This is a genomic window from Methylobacterium sp. E-065 (assembly GCF_022829605.1).
Taxonomy (GTDB): Bacteria; Pseudomonadota; Alphaproteobacteria; order Rhizobiales; family Beijerinckiaceae; genus Methylobacterium.
Map to the genome: position 1 here is coordinate 25,955 of NZ_JAKSYD010000096.1, position 15,232 is coordinate 41,186.

General features: G+C 70.1%; 13 protein-coding genes. 6 read left to right on the top strand and 7 right to left on the bottom strand.

All coding sequences use genetic code 11. From position 1 onward, the window contains the following. Nucleotides 1-29: 29 nt before the first annotated feature. The 5 genes from MKK84_RS09550 to MKK84_RS09570 all read right to left on the bottom strand — a co-directional run bounded on the left by MKK84_RS09550 (nucleotide 30) and on the right by MKK84_RS09570 (nucleotide 4,811). Entirely contained in the window at nucleotides 30-1,148 is a 1,119-nt protein-coding gene (locus MKK84_RS09550) for a carboxylate-amine ligase (RefSeq protein WP_243919104.1), read from the bottom strand. Nucleotides 1,149-1,206: 58 nt separating this feature from the next. Further along, complete coding sequence (locus tag MKK84_RS09555; protein ID WP_243919105.1) at nucleotides 1,207-1,617, bottom strand: dihydrofolate reductase; 411 nt, start codon at nucleotides 1,615-1,617, stop codon at nucleotides 1,207-1,209. A gap of 63 nt (nucleotides 1,618-1,680) precedes the next feature. Continuing rightward, nucleotides 1,681-2,430, bottom strand: a complete 750-nt coding sequence (locus MKK84_RS09560; protein ID WP_243919106.1) for an SDR family NAD(P)-dependent oxidoreductase — start codon at nucleotides 2,428-2,430, stop codon at nucleotides 1,681-1,683. A 156-nt stretch (nucleotides 2,431-2,586) separates the two neighbouring features. Continuing rightward, on the bottom strand, nucleotides 2,587-4,071 hold the full coding sequence (gene purF / locus MKK84_RS09565; RefSeq protein WP_243919281.1) for an amidophosphoribosyltransferase: 1,485 nt from the start codon (nucleotides 4,069-4,071) through the stop codon (nucleotides 2,587-2,589). A gap of 131 nt (nucleotides 4,072-4,202) precedes the next feature. Beyond that, nucleotides 4,203-4,811 (bottom strand): CvpA family protein, encoded by a 609-nt coding sequence (locus tag MKK84_RS09570; protein WP_243919107.1) that lies wholly within the window; start codon nucleotides 4,809-4,811, stop codon nucleotides 4,203-4,205. 278 nt (nucleotides 4,812-5,089) lie between these two features. On the opposite strand from MKK84_RS09570, the gene alr reads away from it, so the two are divergent. After that, entirely contained in the window at nucleotides 5,090-6,184 is a 1,095-nt protein-coding gene (gene alr / locus MKK84_RS09575; protein WP_243919109.1) for an alanine racemase, read from the top strand. Nucleotides 6,185-6,229: 45 nt separating this feature from the next. Next, nucleotides 6,230-7,666: a DNA repair protein RadA gene (gene radA, locus MKK84_RS09580; RefSeq protein WP_243919111.1), complete on the top strand. Its 1,437-nt coding sequence runs from the start codon at nucleotides 6,230-6,232 to the stop codon at nucleotides 7,664-7,666. 21 nt (nucleotides 7,667-7,687) lie between these two features. On the opposite strand, the gene MKK84_RS09585 is transcribed toward radA, so the two are convergent. Then, complete coding sequence (locus MKK84_RS09585) at nucleotides 7,688-8,110, bottom strand: gamma-butyrobetaine hydroxylase-like domain-containing protein (protein WP_243919113.1); 423 nt, start codon at nucleotides 8,108-8,110, stop codon at nucleotides 7,688-7,690. A gap of 81 nt (nucleotides 8,111-8,191) precedes the next feature. On the opposite strand from MKK84_RS09585, the gene moaA reads away from it, so the two are divergent. The 3 genes from moaA (at nucleotide 8,192) to MKK84_RS09600 (ending at nucleotide 11,171) form a co-directional block, all read left to right on the top strand. After that, nucleotides 8,192-9,244, top strand: coding sequence for a GTP 3',8-cyclase MoaA (gene moaA / locus MKK84_RS09590; protein ID WP_243919115.1), 1,053 nt, complete (start codon nucleotides 8,192-8,194; stop codon nucleotides 9,242-9,244). A gap of 130 nt (nucleotides 9,245-9,374) precedes the next feature. Then, nucleotides 9,375-10,847 carry a glucose-6-phosphate dehydrogenase gene (zwf, locus tag MKK84_RS09595; RefSeq protein WP_243919118.1) on the top strand — a complete coding sequence of 491 codons (1,473 nt, stop codon included), beginning with the start codon at nucleotides 9,375-9,377 and terminating at the stop codon, nucleotides 10,845-10,847. Between the two features lie 123 nt (nucleotides 10,848-10,970). Continuing rightward, nucleotides 10,971-11,171 carry a hypothetical protein gene (locus MKK84_RS09600; RefSeq protein WP_243919120.1) on the top strand — a complete coding sequence of 67 codons (201 nt, stop codon included), beginning with the start codon at nucleotides 10,971-10,973 and terminating at the stop codon, nucleotides 11,169-11,171. A gap of 149 nt (nucleotides 11,172-11,320) precedes the next feature. Here the strand turns inward: MKK84_RS09600 and MKK84_RS09605 are convergent, their stop codons facing one another. Then, on the bottom strand, nucleotides 11,321-12,820 hold the full coding sequence (locus MKK84_RS09605; RefSeq protein WP_243919283.1) for a glucan biosynthesis protein: 1,500 nt from the start codon (nucleotides 12,818-12,820) through the stop codon (nucleotides 11,321-11,323). 295 nt (nucleotides 12,821-13,115) lie between these two features. On the opposite strand from MKK84_RS09605, the gene mdoH reads away from it, so the two are divergent. Continuing rightward, nucleotides 13,116-15,116 carry a glucans biosynthesis glucosyltransferase MdoH gene (gene mdoH / locus MKK84_RS09610; RefSeq protein ID WP_279599441.1) on the top strand — a complete coding sequence of 667 codons (2,001 nt, stop codon included), beginning with the start codon at nucleotides 13,116-13,118 and terminating at the stop codon, nucleotides 15,114-15,116. The last annotated feature ends 116 nt before the right edge of the window (nucleotides 15,117-15,232 follow it).

Below are 15,232 nucleotides of genomic sequence, written 5' to 3' on the forward strand. Positions count from 1 at the left end.
AGGCGACCCAGGTTTCTGCAAAAGCCTCCTCAGCGAATCGTGTCGGCGATCCAGTCCACCGCCGCCGCCAGCGCGGCGCGCTCGTCCTTCCCATTGGAAAGCGCAGCCTCGTAGGCGGCGATCTGCCCGTCCGCGCTCGTCCCCTCTGCGACGATCGCCCGGGCACGGGCGACATCGGGGACGCAGCCGAGGGCCTCGGCATCCTCCTCCACCAGGGCAAGGACGGCCTCCAGCGCCTCCGCGAACGGCACGGCCTCACCTCGCGTCTCATCGATCAGCGTCGCCTGCACGCCGCTGTGCTGAGCGCGCCAGAGGTTCTCCGAGGCCAGCGCCCGCGAGACGCTGTCGAGCCCCGCATGAAGGTCCGGCCGGCGGACGCACAGGCGCACGAGGCAGCGGAACAGGGCGGCGAGGCACAGGGAATCGTCGAGCCGCGTGCAGGCATCGGCGATGCGCAGCTCCAGGGTCGGAAACTTGATCGAGGGCCGCAGGGACCACCAGAGAAAACTGGCATCCGCGATGGCGCCCGAGCGGGTCATGATATCCACGAACCGTGCATGGGCGGCGGCATCGACGAAGAGTTCGGGCAGGCCGGTGCGGGGCAATTCGCCGAACACGCTGAGCCGGTAGGCCCGCAAGCCCGTCGCCTCCCCCTGCCAGAATGGCGAGGAGGCCGAGAGCGCGAGCAGCAGCGGCTGGAATGGCAGCAGACGGTTCATCAGGTCGACGCGGGCCTCCGGGTCCGGCACCTCGACATGGACATGCATGCCGCAGATCAGCGCCCGCCGGGCCGCGATGCCGACATCCGACAGGATGCCCTGGTAGCGCTCCCCATCGGTGGCGGTCTGGCGAGCCCAATGCGCCAGGGGATGGGTGCCGCAGGCGAGCAGCCGCAGACCTTTCTCCGCCGCGATGCCGGCGAGCTGCTCCCGCTGACCGCCGAGATTGTCCCGGGCTGCGGCCGCATCGGTGAGCGGTGGCGTGCACACCTCGACCTGCGCGGCCACCAGCTCGCGCCCGGTCTCGGGCAGCTCGGCCTTCACCCGCGCGTGGAAGGCCGCAAGATCGCCGCGCGGCGTGCCGCGGGTCTCGGCATCGGCGAGGAAATACTCCTCCTCGATGCCGAACCGGTAGCTGTGGGCGCTCATCGTGGTCTCCGCAAACGCGACGCGTGCGCCAACGCGCCGGCTCACGGGAAGGTGCCGCTCACGGCGTCCGCAGCGTTCCGCCTACGAGCCAAGCCGGATCGAACCAGCGGTCGGCCTCGCCGTCATAGGGAAGCCGCGTGATGTCCCAGTTCTGGATGTACTGGGCGTAGACGTTCCACACCGCGATGCCGCCACCCACGAAGATCCGCCGGCCCGGATAGCGCTTGAGCACGGCTTCCGGATCCTCGTGGCTGCGGATCACGTCGATGGTGCGGTCCTTGAAGGCGAATTCGGGAACCGAGGCCACGGTCTTGGGTCCGGCGATCAGCACGTGCCCCATGGTCAGCGCGAAGAAGCGTGTCACGTCCTCTACGAACAGCGGATCGGTGTTGCCCTCCCAGGGCAGGTGGCCGTTGAGGCCGAGCTGGCCGCGCAGGCCGATCGCACAGATGCAGCGGACGTCGATCATCACAAATCCTAAACTCAGCGAGCTCCGCCCGCCACCCGCCGGGGCCGCGGGCCCCGGACCGCTTTACTCGGGCGCGCGAAACCGCATCACCCGGTCGGTGGGGAAGTCGTAGAGTGCGCCGGTCTCGGTCCAGTCCGGGCTGGCGAGGCGCACGAAATGGGGCGCGAGGTCCTCAGGCGTCCGCAGCGTCTCGGGATCCTCGCCGGGCATCGCCGAGCGGCGCATCCCCGTGCGCAGGGGGCCCGGATTGAGCAGCATTGCCTTGATGGCCGTGCTCTCGTTCTCGGCCGCGTAGGTGCGCACCAGGGCCTCCAGCGCCGCCTTCGAGACCGAGTACGGCCCCCAATAGGGCCGGCACTTGGAGGCCGCCCCCGAGGAGACGAAGATCGCCCGCCCGGCCTCCGACATGCGCAGCAGCGGATCGAGCGAGCGGATCAGGCGCCAATTGGCGGTGACGTTCACATCCATCACCTGCCCCCAGATCTTCGGGGTGATGTGGCCGATCGGCATGAGCGCGCCGAGGATGCCGGCATTGGCGATCAGGATGTCGAGGCGCTTCCAGCGCTCGTTGATCGCCGCACCGAGGCGGTCGATCGCCTCGTAATCGGTGAGGTCGAAGGGGACCAGCGTGGCGCTGGAGCCGGCGGCGCGGATCGCGTCGTCCAGTTCTTCCAGGGCGCCGACGGTACGGGCCACCGCGACGACATGCGCGCCGGCCCCGGCCAGCGCCAGTGCGGCGGCCCGCCCGATACCGCGGGATGCGCCGGTGACGACCGCGACGCGGCCTTCCAGGGATCTCTGAGACTTAGCCATGCGCCGGACCTAGCGCATTCCGACCCCAAGGGTCGAGGAATCGGTTTCAAAAGGTCTTGGACCTTTTGCGGGTGCAGGGCAGAGCCCTGAGAAGACCCAGGGGCGCCGCCCCTGGACCCCGCCAAAGGGCATGGCCCTTTGGGAACCCGGGACTGATCAGTCCGCCTCGGCCAGCATGGCGAAGCGCTTCGGGCCGGCGATGGAGAGATCGGTCAGGCCGGTCGGGTATTCGCCCGTGAAGCAATGGTCGGTGTATTGTGGGCAGGCCGCATTCCGCGACTCTTCGCCCATCGCCCGGTAGAGGCCGGGGATCGACAGGAAGGCCAGAGAGTCGGCGCCGATATACTTGCGCATGGCCTCGAGATCGTGGGTCGCGGCGAGGAGCTTCTCACGCTCGGGCGTGTCGATCCCGTAGAAATCCGGATACGTGATCGGCGGCGAGGCGATCCGGAAATGCACCTCCGCGGCGCCGGCCTCGCGCATCATCCGGACGATCTTCACCGAGGTGGTGCCGCGCACGAGGCTGTCGTCCACCAGCACGATGCTCTTGCCCTCGATCGCCGCGCGGTTGGCCGAGTGCTTCATCCGCACGCCGAGTTCGCGCACCGACTGGGTCGGCTGGATGAAGGTTCGGCCGACATAATGGTTGCGGATGATCCCCATCTCGAACGGAAGGCCGGTCTCCTGCGCGAAGCCGAGAGCCGCCGGCACGCCGGAATCGGGAACCGGAACCACGACATCCGCGGGGACGGAAGCCTCGCGGGCGAGTTCCCGGCCGATCGCCTTGCGCACCTCGTAGACGCTCTTGCCGTTCACCACGGAATCCGGCCGGGCGAAGTAAATGTACTCGAAGATGCAGGGCCGCATCGGCACCGCATCGGCGAAGCGGATCGACTCGACCTCCTCCTCGGAGATCACCACGATCTCGCCGTTCTCGATGTCGCGCACGAACCGGGCGCCGATGATGTCGAGCGCGCAGGTCTCGGAGGCCAGCATGTAGCGGCCGTCGAGTTCGCCCAGCACCAGTGGGCGGATGCCCATCGGGTCGCGGGCACCGATCAGCTTCTTGTTGGTCAGCGCCACGATCGCGTAGGCGCCCTCGATCGCCTGCAGGGCGTCGATGAAGCGCTCGATGATCCGCGGCTTCCGCGAGCGGGCCGCGAGGTGCAGGATCACCTCGGTGTCGGAGGTCGACTGCGTGATCGCGCCGTCGCGCACGAGGTCGCGGCGGATCGAGAGGGCGTTGGTCAGGTTGCCGTTATGGGCGACCGCGAGCCCGCCGCTGGCAAGTTCGGCAAACAGCGGCTGCACGTTGCGCAGGATCGTTCCGCCGGTGGTCGAGTAGCGCACGTGGCCGATGGCGGCACGGCCCTTCAGGCGGGCGATGGTCTCGCCGTCCGAGAAGGAGTCGCCCACGAGGCCCGGCCGTCGCTCGGAATGGAACACCGACCCGTCGAACGAGACGATGCCGGCCGCTTCCTGGCCCCTGTGCTGCAGGGCATGCAGCCCGAGTGCCACGATGGCCGAAGCCTCCGGGTGCCCGAAGATGCCGAAGACGCCACATTCCTCGCGGAGCGTGTCGCCGTCGAGATCGAAATCGGCCTGGGGCGAGGCGGCCTGGGAATGGGCGGCGTGTGACATGCTGCTGTCGATCACTCACAGGTCCCGGCGGCGACGGGCCGGCGCGCCGGTCGTCGCGGATGCAATCCGTACGCTACCGCACCCGCTATCTAGGCGTTCGACGAGGAGCGGCCTACAGCGAATACCGCAGATCAGCGTCGCGTCGGGGTCGGCGCGGTCTCGGTGCGGCGCTGAGGCGCCGGATCGGTCTCGGCGGGGGCGTCAGCCGCCTCGTTCTGCGGCGTGACGGCCTTGGGCTTCTTGAACTGCTTCAGAAAGCCTTCGGGATTCTCGGGCAGCTGCGCCACCAGGGCGTCGCCCGACTTTTCCAGCATCGGGCGCGAACGCGCCTGCGCGGCCCAGTCCGGCACCTTGCCCTGGACCAGCCAGGACAGGAACACCCAGCCGATCACGCAGATCAGGAAGCCGCGGGCCGCCCCGAACAGGAAACCGAGCGAGCGATCGACCGCGCCGATGCGCGAGTCGAGCACCACGTCGGAAATCTTCACCGTGATGAGCGAAACCACGATCAGCGTGCCGAGGAAGATCGCCGCGATCGAGGCGACCAGCGCCACCGTGTCGCTGCTCACATGCTGCTTCACGGTGGGAAGCAGCATTGGATAGAGCGTCCAGGCGACTGCAGCCGCCGCCACCCAGGCGACGATCGCCAGCACCTCGCGCGTGACGCCGCGCACGGCCGCCAGCAGCGCGGAAACCGCGACAATGCCGAGCACGACGAGATCCAGGACGGTAAACGGCATCGTTAAGCTTCTAGGGACCCGAGGGGATGCCGCGTAGGCCGTGCGGCTTCCCCGGACCGCGGTGGATTTATACCAAGCCCGGCCTCGGCCGTCACCCTGGCGCACCCGTCTCATCCGGGGCCTGTGCCGTCCATGCATCAGCGGGGGGCTTCGGCCTTGCCCAATCCTGCATGCAAGCCTGCCCACAGGTGGCTCGGCTCCACGCAGAACCCGCCCCGGTGCTATGGGTCCGGCTTGTGCTTCCGGAATCCCGGTGGCGAGCGAAGGAGACGGTCTGCGTGGCCGAGGCCAGACCAGCGACGGAGATCGGCGCACACGGCGCCCGGCTGACGATCGACCTCGGGGCGATCGCGGCGAACTGGCGTTCGCTCGCCGCCCGCGGCCCGGGATCCGCCTGCGCCGCCGTGGTGAAGGCGGACGCCTATGGCTGCGGCATCGGCCGTGTCGGGCCGGCCCTGTGGGCGGCCGGATGCCGGACCTTCTTCGTCGCGCACCTGTCCGAAGGGCTCGCAGCCCGCGCCGCCCTGCCGGAGGCCGAGATCTACATCCTGAACGGTCTGCCCCCAGGGGCCGCCGCGGCCTTCGCGGCGTACGGGCTTCGCCCCGTGCTGGGCAGCATCGAGGAGGTGTCGGAATGGGCAGCCCTTTCGGCCGGCCGCCCGCCTGCCGCGCTCCACGTCGATACCGGCATGAACCGGCTGGGCCTGCCGGTACCGGACGCACTCGATCTCGCAGGCGACGCACGGATCGCCGCCGCCGGGATCGATTTGATTCTCAGCCACTTCGTCAGCGCCGAGAAGCCGGAGGATCCGGTCAACGCCCGGCAGATCGCCGATTTCGCCCGCGTCCGGGCGGCCTATCCCGGGATCCGGGCCTCCCTGGCGAATTCATCGGGTGTCTTCCTCGACGGGGCCCAACATGACCTCCTGCGGCCGGGCTATGCCCTGTTTGGCGGCAATCCGAGACCGGGATCCGCGAACCCGATGCGCCCGGTGGTGCGGCTGGAGGCGCTGATCGCGCAGGTCCGCGACGTCGAGACGGGTGCGACCGCGGGCTATAACGGTCGCTGGACTGCGCCCCGGCCGAGCCGGCTCGCCACGCTCTCGCTCGGCTACGCCGATGGGTTTCCGCGGGCGATCAGCGGGCGCGGGCAGGCGCTGGTTGGCGGCGTACCCTGCCCGATCCTCGGCCTGGTCTCGATGGACCTGATCGTCCTGGACGTCACCGAGGCCCCCGCCGCGAAGCGCGGTGCTGGAGCCGTGTTGATCGGCGACAGCCTGGATATCGACGCGGTCGGCCGCTCCGCCGGCACGATCGGCTACGAGATCCTGACCGGGCTGGGTTCTCGTTATGTTCGAACCTATGTAGACTGAGTCGATTCTCCCCTGGACCGCCGGTCGCCCGGCGCTCGGACGCGCATGGCCAAGATCCACCAGACCTTCGTGTGCCAGTCCTGCGGGGCGGTCTACAACCGCTGGCGCGGGCGCTGCGAGGCCTGCAACGGCTGGAATACGATCGTCGAGGAGGCGCCCTCCGCCCCCGGCCAGTCGGGTCCCGTCGCGACCCGGCCGTCGCGTAACCGCGGCCGGGTGTTCCCGCTGGAGGGCCTAACCGGCGAGGCCAAGGAGGCGCCGCGCATCCCCTCGGGAATCGGCGAGCTCGACCGGGTGACCGGCGGCGGCTTCGTGCGCGGCTCGGTGATCCTGCTCGGCGGGGATCCCGGCATCGGCAAGTCGACCCTGCTGATGCAGGCCTCCGCCGCCATGGCGGGGACGGGCGAGCGGGTCGCCTACATCTCGGGCGAGGAGGCGGTGGGGCAGGTGCGCCTGCGGGCCGAGCGGCTGGGGCTGAGTTCCCGCCCGGTGGACCTCGCCGCCGAGACCAATGTCGAGGACATCGTCGAGACCCTGAGCCAGGGCCGGCCGCCGGCTTTGGCGATCATCGACTCGATCCAGACCATGTGGACCGAGACGGTGGAATCGGCCCCCGGCACGGTCACGCAGGTGCGCTCGTCCGCCCAGGCGCTGATCCGCTTCGCCAAGACCACCGGCACGGCGGTGATCCTCGTGGGGCACGTCACCAAGGACGGGCAGATCGCCGGCCCCCGGGTGGTGGAGCATATGGTCGACGCGGTCGCCTCGTTCGAGGGCGACCAGGGCCACCATTTCCGCATCCTGCGCGCGGTGAAGAACCGGTTCGGGCCGACCGACGAGATCGGCGTGTTCGAGATGACCGATGCGGGGCTGGCCGAGGTGCCGAACCCCTCGGCCCTGTTTCTGGCGGGGCGCGACCATCAGGCGGCCGGCACCGCGGTCTTTGCCGGGATGGAGGGCACGCGGCCGCTGCTGGTGGAGATCCAGGCCCTGGTCGCCCCCTCCTCGCTCGGCATGCCGCGGCGCGCGGTGGTGGGCTGGGATCCGAACCGGCTGTCGATGGTGCTGGCGGTGCTGGAGGCCCATGGCGGCATCCGGCTCGGCACGCACGACGTCTATTTGAATGTCGCCGGCGGCCTGCGCATCACCGAGCCGGCGGCCGATCTCGCGGTGGCGGCCGCCCTGGTCTCGTCGCTGTCCGGGGCCGTGCTGCCGTCAGAGACGGTGTATTTCGGCGAGATCGGCCTGTCGGGGGCGATCCGGCCAGTGGCGCAGGCCGGATCCCGGCTGAAGGAGGCCCAGAAACTCGGCTTCGCCAAGGCTCTGATCCCGCAGGGCCGCGGAGAGGGCGAGAAGGCGCTGTCCGTCGAGACGCTGCGCCACATCGCCGATCTGGTGGCGGGGATCAGCGCGGGGGCACCGCGCAGAGCGTCCGGTGGCCGAGGACGAGCGCCGTCGCGCTACGCCGACGAGGAGATCTAGGCGCGCCGGGTAAGTCGGTGCTCAATGGCAACCGCACGAGCCCGAACCGCAGCCCCCGCCGTCCTTGGCGGGCGCTTGGCGCGCCGTGTCGCGGTCGAGACCGCGCTCGGCGAGTTCGGTCAGGTAGGTGCTCCAGCGCGCCTCGTACTCGCGGCCCAACGCATGCAGGTAGCCCCAGCCGTAGATGCCGGTGTCGTGCATGTCGTCGAAGCCGAGCTTGACTGCGTAGTTGCCGATCGGCTGCACCGCCAGGATGGCGACGGAGCGCTTGCCGCCGATCACCTTGCGCTCCAGCGGCGAGTGCCCCTGCACCTCGGCCGAGGGGCTCGACACCCGCAGGTACTCGGCCGGCAGGGCGTAGCGCGCCCCGTCCTCGAAGGCGACGTTGAGACTCCGCCGGTCGGCCGACAGGCGGATCTCGGTCGGCCACAGATCCTCGCTCACGGGTGACACTCCTCACGCAATCGGGGGCTGCGGCCAGCCGTATGCTTGCCCGCAACCCTTTGTGGCATCATATGCCAGACAATGCTCGATGACAGCTCCCTGACGCCGCAGACGATCGCGGCCGGCGCGCCCGCCGGGCCGGCGCCCCTGATCGACCCGTTCCAGCGGGCGATCTCCTATCTGCGCATCTCGGTGACTGATCGCTGCGACCTGCGCTGCGCCTACTGCATGTCCGAGCACATGGAGTTCCTGCCCAAGCGCGATCTGCTGACCCTGGAAGAGCTGGATCGGCTCTGCGGCGTGTTCATCGCCCGCGGGGTGCGCAAGCTGCGGATCACCGGCGGCGAGCCGCTGGTGCGCCGGGACATCATGCATCTGTTCCGCCGCCTCGCGCGTCACCTCGATTCGGGGGCACTGGAGGAGCTGACGCTCACCACCAACGGCACGCAGCTCACCCGCTACGCCGACGAGCTGGCGAGCCTCGGGGTGCGCCGGATCAACGTCTCGCTCGACACGCTCGACCCGCAGAAGTTTCGCGATATCACCCGCCGGGGCGACCTTAAGGTGGTGCTCGACGGCATCGCGGCGGCCCGGGCGGCCGGGATGAAGGTCAAGATCAACGCGGTGGCGCTCCGCGACCTCAACGCCGACGAGATCCCCGACATGATCGCCTGGGCCCACGGCCTCGGCATGGACATGACGTTGATCGAGGTGATGCCGCTCGGCGAGATCGAGGCGGACCGGACCGATCAGTTCCTGCCCCTGTCGGTCGCCCGGCAGCGCCTGGAGACCCGCTACACGCTCACCCCCCTGCCCGACCGGACCGGCGGGCCGGCCCGCTACGTCCGGGTCGAGGAGACGGGCGGCCGCCTCGGCTTCATCACGCCGTTGACCCATAATTTCTGTGAGAGCTGCAACCGGGTCCGCCTGACCTGCACCGGCCAGCTCTACCTGTGCCTGGGCCAGGAGGATTCGGCCGACCTCCGGGCGGTGCTGCGCGCCTCGCAAGATGATGCCGTTCTTGCGGCGGCTGTGGTCGAGGCGATCACCCGCAAGCCCAAGGGGCACGATTTCGTCATCGAGCGCCAGCGTCCGGCCGCCGTGCCGCGGCACATGAGCGTCACGGGGGGCTGAGCGCTCCGGTCCTGCCGACGGCCCGAACTATGCGAGGGCGGCCCTCGTCTGGCGAAGCTCTGGCTCCCAGGCTAGGTGTGTGCGGCGCACGCGCCGCGCGGGATCAGCGCACGACAACCGGGAGCCGCACTTGGCCACGATCATCCCCGTCGCTTCCTTCGACTGCGTCGTGTTCGGCGCGACCGGCGATCTGACCGCACGAAAGCTTCTGCCGGCCCTGTTCTACCGCTTCCGCGATGGCCAGATCCCGGAGACCAGCCGGATCATCGGCGCCTCGCGCTCGGAGCTGTCGCGTGACGCCTTCCACGAGCACGCCCGCGACGCCCTCAAGCGCTTCGTGCCGGCCTCCGATCTGAACGAGGACATGCTTCAGCGCTTCCTCGACCACGTCGACTACGTGGCGGTCGACGGCGCTGGCGACAGTGGCTGGGACGACCTCGTGGCCAAGCTCGACGAGCGGCCCGACCAGGTGCGGCCCTACTACCTCGCCACCTCCCCCGACCTCTACGGCTCGATCTGCCGCAACCTCGCGGCCCACGGGCTGGTCGGCGAGAAGTCCCGTGTCGTGCTGGAGAAGCCGATCGGCAAAGATCTGAAATCCGCCAAGGCGATCAACGACGCGGTCGGCGAGGTCTTCCCCGAATCGCAGATCTTCCGGATCGATCATTACCTCGGCAAGGAGACGGTCCAGAACCTGCTCTCCCTGCGCTTCGCCAACACGATCTTCGAGCGGCTCTGGACCTCGGACGTGATCGACCACGTCCAGATCACGGTCGCCGAGACTGTCGGCGTCGAGGGCCGGGCCGGCTACTACGACACCTCGGGCGCCATGCGCGACATGCTGCAGAACCACATCCTGCAGCTGCTCTGCCTCACCGCGATGGAGAGCCCGCTCAACCTGGAAGCCAATTCGGTCCGCGACGAGAAGCTGAAGGTGCTGCGCGCCCTCAAGCCGATCACCACCCACGACATCCAGACCGTGACCGTTCGCGGGCAGTACGTGGCGGGCGCGGTGGACGGCAAGCCGGTGGAGGGTTACCTCACCGAGCTCGGCCATGAGAGCCGGACCGAGACCTTCGTGGCCATGAAGGTCGAGATCCAGTCGGGGCGCTGGGCGGGGGTGCCGTTCTACCTGCGCACCGGCAAGCGCCTGCCCCGGAAACTCTCCGAGATCGTGGTGCAATTCCGTGCCTCGCCGTTCTCGATCTTCCCCGAGGAGGCCTTCGGCCGCGAGCCGAACCGCCTGGTGATCCGCCTGCAACCGCAGGAGGGCATGAAGCTCGAGGTGATGACCAAGGATCCGGGGCCCGGCGGCCTGCGCCTGCGCCCGACCGACCTCGACATCTCCTTCGAGGAAACGTTCAAGCAGCGCTACCCCGACGCCTACGAGCGCCTGCTGATGGACGTGGTCCGCGGCAACGCCACCCTGTTCATGCGCCGCGATGAGGTCGAGGCGGCCTGGGCCTGGGCGGACGGCGTGCTCAAGGTCTGGGCCGACCGGCCCGAGGCACCCCGGCCCTATCCGGCCGGCAGTTGGGGGCCGACCGCCGCCATCGCGCTGATCGAGCGCGATGGCCGGACGTGGCACGAGGAGCTGCGCTGACGCGCTGTCCCCGGCTTACGGCCAAGCTGCCATCATACCGTCAAGACGGAGATGAACTCTGCCGGTGCCGCCGGTCACCGCCCCGCCAGAGGGCGGAAGCCGCCACGCACAAGGGATCATCGCATGCTCGACACCTATCGGGACGCGGCCGCCCTCGCTGAGCGCCGTCTGGAGCGCTCGGTCGCCGCCACCCTGCGCATCATCGCGGCCGCCCATGACGAGCGGCAGGCCCCGCCGATCTCCGCGGCCCGGCGCCGCCTGAGCGAGGTCTACGGCGCCACCCGCCTCGCCCGCCGTCGGGAGCAGGCGCAGCGCACGGCGTAACATCGCCGCCGAAACCCCAGAGATTCCAAAGGGCGAGCTCTTTGGCGGGGTCTCGGGGCGGAGCCCTGAGATGAGGACCGGGGCTCTGCCCTGGACCCGCCAAAGGTCTCGACCTTTCGAAACCACGACCCGCCTGAGGCACGATCCGCCTAGACGGCGGCGTCCCAGGTCTCGCTGAGCGGCACCCCGCCGCGGACGAGGCGGGCTCGGAGCACGACATCGCCGGCTGGCATCGGCTCCGGCGGGCGCCACTCCGCATAGATCCGCCAACCGCCGGTCTGCGGTACGAAGTTGGAGACCGGCTCGTGCATCGTGCCGGCACTGGCCGAGACCTCCGCGATCACCGACTCGTCCGGCCCTGCAGGCAGGCCCGGCCCCGCGAAATCGATCACGCAGAGCCGTCGCTCCGGGCGCGGCGGCGTCAGGGGACGCAGGCGCTCCGCCGAGCCGAATCGCGTCGAGGTCACCCGGGCCAGCGCCGTCTCGGGGATCGCCGGCACCGGCTCGGCCCCCACGGTGGTCAACCCGTAGGCGAGGTGCAGAGCCGTCCCCGGCTGCGCCGGCGCGTCCGGCACGAACGCCGCCACGATGTTGTCCATGTATTCCTCGACCGAGGGGATCTCGTAGAGCTGCACCGCGCCGGCCGCGAAAGCGCCCCCAGCGGGATCGGGATTCACCCACAGGCCGGGCCGCGACTCCTGGCGAGCCTCCACGTCAAGATAGGCGGCAAAGTTCCGCTCGCGCTGCAGCAGCCCGAACCCCACGAGCGGCTTCGACGCGAAGGCTGAGATCTGCGGCTGCCGACGCCCGTTGACCAGTGGCCGCCACAGCCGGTCGCTCCCTGCGGCGACGCAGAGCCCGTCGGAATCGTGCACCTGCGGGCGGAAATCATCGAATGGCTTGGCGCCCCGGGCGCCGGGCCCGTTCTCGCCGTGCAGGAACATGCTGGTGAGCGGCGCGAGACCCAGCTTGGCGAGCGGAACCCGCGGATGCAGCGCAGCGGTAACGTCGATCCGCGCCGGATCACCGGGGCTGATGACGAAACGGTAGGCACCGGCCACGCTCGGACTGTCGAGGAGCGAGAGCACCGTCAGGCTGTGGGCCCCGGGTTCGGGCTCGCAGAGCCAATGGGCGACGAAATCCGGAAATTCCTCGCCCTCCGGCGCGCCCGTGCCGATGGCGAGGCCCCGCGCCGAGAGCCCGTATTCCTGGTTGCCGGCGCGCAGGCGGAAATACGAGGCGCCGAGGAACACCAGAAACTCCTCCTGAAACCCCTTCGGGCGCCAGGCGGGCGTATCGGGGAAGGCGTAGTGCAGGCGGAAGCCCGCGAAGCCGAGATCGGGCGCGAAGCTCTGGCCGGCGAGCTGCCGGCCCAGATCGAACAGCCGACTCTCGTAGGCGATCGGGCGGGCGGGCCCGTCGAGGGGCTGAAAGGAGAGGTCCACGCGCTTCCGCTGCAGGAAGCCGCGGTGGAAGAGCTGCGCGCTGAACAGCGGGCCGAGGCGCAGACTCTCGGCGGCCCGGAACGTGATGGCCCGGTAGCCGTCGTAATCGAGTCCAGCGAGGGCGGCCGGGAGGTCCTCGGGCGGTGCCGCGTAGGGCGCGGCGGCCCGGCGCGCGGCCTCCTCGGAGAGCGCTTCGAAGGTCATCCGGCCCAGCTGCGTCCCCCCCGAGCGTACGCCCTGCGACGGAAGCGCCGGGCCGGCCCACGTTCTGGACCCATTCAGCTCGGCTACGCTAGGTAGAACTGTGCCGGCAGCCGCGGTCAGGACAGTTCGAAGAACGCGGCGCCGGGAGGGGGGATCGATCCGTTCGGCGTCCGGCTGCCCATGCAGCCCGGTCGGCTCCGTGTCCTTGCCCTGCATATCGGTGTCCATGGTCATCGGCTCCCGGCCTCAAGCGGCGGGGTCGCCGGCAGCCTTCCACGGTCGAGTTCCTCGCGCCATGTCGTCACGCGCCATCCCTCCTCGCGCCACATCCTCGGGGGTCGCCGCCTCCATCGAGCCGATGCATCGGAACGCGTGTCCGGCCAAGCCCGATCCGTCGGAATCGGTTCTTCCCCGCGAGATCTGGAGCGGCAAGCGCCCGGCGCGGGCTCTGCGCACCCGGCGCCTCGCCCTCGCTGTCCCGACCCTCGTCACGGCGGGGGGTATCGCGTGGCTCGCCGCGCTCGCCTATCCGGCGGGTGTCAGCCCGCTGGCCTGGTCAGTGCTCGGGCTGTTCAGCGTCTTGATGGGATGGCAGGCGTTCACGGCCTGTCAATACGCCTACGGGCTCGTCGCTACCCTGCTGGGGGACCGGGCGAAGTCGGAACTGGAACGCCGATCCGAGCTGCGGACCGCCGAGCTGGTGGACGTCGTGCCCGCGGCGGCGGGCCGCACGGCCGCCGTGATGGCGATCCACGCCGAGGATGCCGTGGCGGTCTTCGCCCGCCTGCGGGTGATGGCGCGCTCGCTTGCCGAGGCGGGAACCGGGGATATCGACATCTTCGTCCTGTCCGACACCCGAGACGGCGCCATCGCCGCCGTGGAGGAGCACGAATACGCGCGGATCCAGGCCTGGGCATCCAGCGACCCGGCCCTGCCGCGGATCCGCTACCGACGCCGGACGGAGAATGTCGGCCGCAAGGCTGGCAACATCGGCGAGTTCTTCCGCACCTATGGCGTCGAGTACGCCTTCATGATCGTCCTCGACGCCGACAGCCTCATGACCGGCACCGCCATGGGCCGCCTCGTGCGTCTGATGCACGAGAGCCCCCGCACCGGCCTGATCCAGACCGTGTCGTACGCAGCGGGCCGGGATACGCTGTTCGCTCGCATTCAGCAATTCGCCGTGCGCCTCTACGCGCCGCTGGCGCTGCGCTGCCTGGAGACCTGGCAGGGGCCGGAGGGCAGCTACTGGGGCCACAACGCGATCCTGCGGATCGAGGCGTTCGCGGAGCACGCTCAGCTTCCCCGGCTGCCCGGTCGGGAGCCGCTCGGCGGCGAGATCCTGTGCCACGACATCGTCGAGGGGGCGCTGATGGTGCGCGCCGGCTGGGAGGTGCGGCTGCTGCCCGAGATGGGCGGCACCTGGGAGGAGATGCCCACCAACCTCGTCGACCTGCTCGGCCGTGAGCGCCGCTGGTGCCAGGGCAATCTTCAGCACCTGCGGGTGCTGCCCTGGGCGGGGCTGCATGCCGCCAGCCGCTGGCACTTCCTGGTCGGGATCGTCTCCTATGGGATGCTGCCCCTGTGGATCGCCTTCCTCGGGCTCGCCGCCTGGCAGGCCGCCCGGACCGGCGATCTCGGCCTCCTGGCCTACGGGCTGAGCGGGACCGGAGCCGCCGCCCACGCGCTCGCCGCCCTTAGCGTCACCGTGCTAGCCCTGCCGAAGCTCCTGAGCCTCGGCCACGTCCTCGCGTCCCCTGAGCGCCGGGCCGCCTTCGGCGGGACCCGGTCGCTGCTGGCGAGCGCCGCCCTGGAACAGGCCGCCTGGGTCGTCCTCTGGCCGGTCCTCACCCTGTTCACCGCCGGCGCCGTGGTGGCGACCTTCTTCGGCCGGGTGGTGCGCTGGGAGACACAGGATCGCGACGACCGGCAGGTCTCCTGGGGCGAGGCGTTCCGGCTCCAGGCCGACGCCGTGGTTGTCGGCACGCTGATCGCCGCCGCACTGGTTTTCGTCGGCAATGCGTGGCTTGCCCTGTGGCTGGCGCCGCTGGCCCTGGCTCTGTTGACCAGCCCGGCCCAGAGCGTCTGGACCAGCCGGGCCGATCTCGGCCGCCTCGCCCGGGCCCGTGGCCTGTTCCTCAACGCCGACGACACCGCGCAGGCGCCGGAACTCGCCGAACTCGCCCAGATCCGCGGCCTGCCCGCGCCCCACGGGACGATCCACGGCGCGCACCATGCCCCGGTCCGGCCGGTGCCGCGGGAGCCCGCGATCTGGCTCGCCGCCGACGAGGCCTGACCAGGGACGCGGCCTCCATCATCCGGGGCGATACGGCCAAGCTGCCACAGTGTTGCCATCGAGTCACGGGTGGTCGGAACCAGACTGAGAAGCCGGTTTCAGACTTGGCTTTGGGG

Coding starts and splice junctions, on each gene's coding strand:
- MKK84_RS09550 (WP_243919104.1), bottom strand. CDS start 1,148: ATGAGCGCCCACAGCTACCGGTTCGGCATCGAGGAGGAGTATTTCCTC.
- MKK84_RS09555 (WP_243919105.1), bottom strand. CDS start 1,617: ATGATCGACGTCCGCTGCATCTGTGCGATCGGCCTGCGCGGCCAGCTC.
- MKK84_RS09560 (WP_243919106.1), bottom strand. CDS start 2,430: ATGGCTAAGTCTCAGAGATCCCTGGAAGGCCGCGTCGCGGTCGTCACC.
- purF (WP_243919281.1), bottom strand. CDS start 4,071: ATGTCACACGCCGCCCATTCCCAGGCCGCCTCGCCCCAGGCCGATTTC.
- MKK84_RS09570 (WP_243919107.1), bottom strand. CDS start 4,811: ATGCCGTTTACCGTCCTGGATCTCGTCGTGCTCGGCATTGTCGCGGTT.
- radA (WP_243919111.1), top strand. CDS start 6,230: ATGGCCAAGATCCACCAGACCTTCGTGTGCCAGTCCTGCGGGGCGGTC.
- moaA (WP_243919115.1), top strand. CDS start 8,192: ATGCTCGATGACAGCTCCCTGACGCCGCAGACGATCGCGGCCGGCGCG.
- MKK84_RS09600 (WP_243919120.1), top strand. CDS start 10,971: ATGCTCGACACCTATCGGGACGCGGCCGCCCTCGCTGAGCGCCGTCTG.
- MKK84_RS09605 (WP_243919283.1), bottom strand. CDS start 12,820: ATGACCTTCGAAGCGCTCTCCGAGGAGGCCGCGCGCCGGGCCGCCGCG.
- mdoH (WP_279599441.1), top strand. CDS start 13,116: ATGTCGTCACGCGCCATCCCTCCTCGCGCCACATCCTCGGGGGTCGCC.